This is a genomic window from Stenotrophomonas pictorum JCM 9942 (assembly GCF_001310775.1).
GTDB lineage: Bacteria > Pseudomonadota > Gammaproteobacteria > Xanthomonadales > Xanthomonadaceae > Stenotrophomonas > Stenotrophomonas pictorum.
On the sequence record NZ_BAZI01000383.1, the window covers coordinates 1 to 2,507 of the forward strand.

General features: G+C 68.8%; 3 protein-coding genes. All 3 read right to left on the minus strand.

Going from position 1 to position 2,507, the window contains the following annotated elements:
- Positions 1-361, minus strand: a 361-nt coding sequence (locus tag JCM9942_RS14000; protein ID WP_054660433.1) for an EF-hand domain-containing protein, incomplete at its 3' end; no start/stop codon positions are given.
- Between the two features lie 442 nt (positions 362-803).
- Positions 804-1,526: a hypothetical protein gene (locus tag JCM9942_RS14005; protein ID WP_054660435.1), complete on the minus strand. Its 723-nt coding sequence runs from the start codon at positions 1,524-1,526 to the stop codon at positions 804-806.
- A 64-nt stretch (positions 1,527-1,590) separates the two neighbouring features.
- A complete protein-coding gene (locus tag JCM9942_RS14010; RefSeq protein ID WP_172675126.1) occupies positions 1,591-2,502 on the minus strand; it encodes an SMP-30/gluconolactonase/LRE family protein in 912 nt (303 codons plus the stop codon).
- Positions 2,503-2,507: the final 5 nt, after the last annotated feature.

The following is a 2,507-nucleotide window of genomic DNA, read 5'->3' on the forward strand; positions in this document are numbered from 1 at the left end:
GGCGTCCGCTGCGGCTGCTGTCCAGTGCGTTGAACTCGGCATCCAGGGTGGCATGGGCCTTGGCTTCGGCACGGCTGATGAAGCCGTCGCCATCGGTATCCAGCGCCTCGAAGTCGATGCGGTAGTCGCCGATCACGCTGTCGGGCTGGATCGAGCGGACGATGACCTGTGCCTGGTCCGGGGTGGTGCGCACCTGCACCTGGTGGGTGACCTCGCCGCTGGCCAGGGACTGGCGGCGCACATTGGCCGGCGGGTCGGACCGCAGTGGCGCGGTGATTGCCGGGTCCCGCGCAACGTTCTGCGCGTGGGCAGAGCAAAGCGGGACCAGCAGCAGCGTCAACAGGCAGGAAATCCGGAACATGCACACCTCGTCGCGATAGGGGAACGGTGCCCGCGTTCCGCACCTGGGTGATCGGCTCCATCCGGCCGTCCCGCGGCGCCTTGCCCGGGCGGCCGGTGTGGAGGTGTCGAGCGTATCGACCGCGCGCGCGGTCGAGGGCCGCCTTGGCGTCCTCGCGGCGGATGAAGCCACCGTGGTTGCGGTCCAGCGTGGCGAAGTCGCTATGGTAGCCGCCCCTGCGGGAATGCGGGCGGCGCAGGTCCACAGGACCGGTGCGCCATTCCCGGCGCGGTTGATGTTGCCGGCCTGTCCGCCGAATACGGCCAGGCCAGCGCTGGGGAGCCGCGCAGCGGCAAGTACCCGAGGCGGCCTGTGCATCGCGTGACGCCCTGGTGGAGTGGCCGGTGGCGCCCATCTGCGGCAGGCAACGGCCCGTGCACTGCAAAAAAGGCGGTGCCGGGTTTCAGCCCGGAATGAACGGGAATACCAGTTTCAGCAGGCCTTTCAGACCGCCCTCGGCGGTGCTGGCGATGGCCTTGGCACCGAGACTGTTGAGCGCGCGGCGGACATCGTCCCAGCGCAGCTGGGTGATGTCCTTTTTCAGCAGTTCGGCCACTTCCTCGGCGGTTGGCGCGAGTTTTTCCAGCGCGGCGAGGGTGGCCTGCGGATCGGGCTGCAGGTAGTTCCAGCGTTCGGCGATCTTCAGCAGCGTGTCAAAACGCACCGCCACCACCTCGCGGTTGCGTTCGTACACCGGAATGGCGCCGACCTCGACGATGGCCTGCTCGAAGCGCTGCGCATCGTCGGGATGTTCGATGCGGATGGCCAGAAAGCCCTCCTTGCGGCTGCGCTCGGTGACATGCCGGGTGCCGGCGCGCAGATTCTCTTCGGTCAGCACCGTGGCGACGATGCGCTGCAATGCGGCGTCGCCTTCTTCGGGCACCAGCGCCCGCCAGCGCGCGTAGCCGTCGCGGCGCAGTCCTTTGACCTTGGCCGGGGTGACCCGCAAGCGCAGCGCCACGGTGGCGTTGGAGTCGCTGCGGGCGATCGCGCCATCGCGTTCGAGCAGGATGAAGATCAGCAGTTCCAGATCGCGTTTGGTCAGCGACTGGAAGCCCTGCAACAGCGTCAGCCGCAGGAATTCGGTGCCGAAAGCGGCCGGGTCGTTCAGTTCGATCGCATGCATTGGTTCTCTCCCATGGCCGGCAGCATGCCCGATCGCCGTTGCGCAGGCTGAGACGGCGCCGCGTTCAGCGATGGGGGGCCGGCTGCTGTCCGTATTCACGCCCGGGCTGCTCGGCCTGGAAGGTTTCCACCGCACCGCGGTCCTGCAGCGTGACGAACACCTGGCGGCCATCGGCCCCGCCGAAGGCCACGTTGCTGGGCTTGCGACCGGTCAGTGGCACTTCGCGCAGCAGCGCGCCCTCGGGCGAGACCACCGCCACCACCCCGGCGTCATAGCGGGCGATATACAGGTTGCCGGCGGCATCGCAGCGCATGCCGTCCAGGCCGTGATCGTCGAAGCGGATCAGCAGGCGCTTGTTGGAGAGCGCACCAGCCGCATCCCGGTCATAGACCCAGACAGTGCGCTGCACGCTTTCGTTGACGTACAGGCGGCGGCCGTCGGGGCTGACTTCCACCCCGTTGGTGGTGCCCATGCCGGCTTCGAGCAACTGCACGCGGCCGTCGCGGTCGATCCGCCACAGCTGGCCGTTGTCGACCTTCGTCCAGTCCGGATCGCTGGCGTAGAGCGTGCCGTCCGGCGCCAGGGCGAGATCGTTGGGCTGGTGGGCGGCGGGCAGGTGGGCGAACACGCGCACCGCGCGGCTGGCCGGATCGATCGCCAGGATGTTGTGGCGCGGGTAGTCGGCCACGTACAGCGTGCCGTCGGCGCCGAAGCGGAGGCCGTTACCGACACTGCCGTCGGGCAATTCGACGAACAGTTCGGCGTTGCCCTGTGCATCGACACGGCCGATGGTGCCGTCGCGGCCGAAATTGACCACGTACAGCGCGCCATCGGGGCCGGTCGCCGGGCCTTCGATACCGGCGGTGAAAACGCCTTCGGCGACGTGGTCGCGGGCCACGAATGCCGGTGTGGCCGCCAGAGCGCAGGCGCTCAGGCTGAAGGTGAGCAGGGCGGCGGCGGGGTGAAACAGGGCGATGCGGG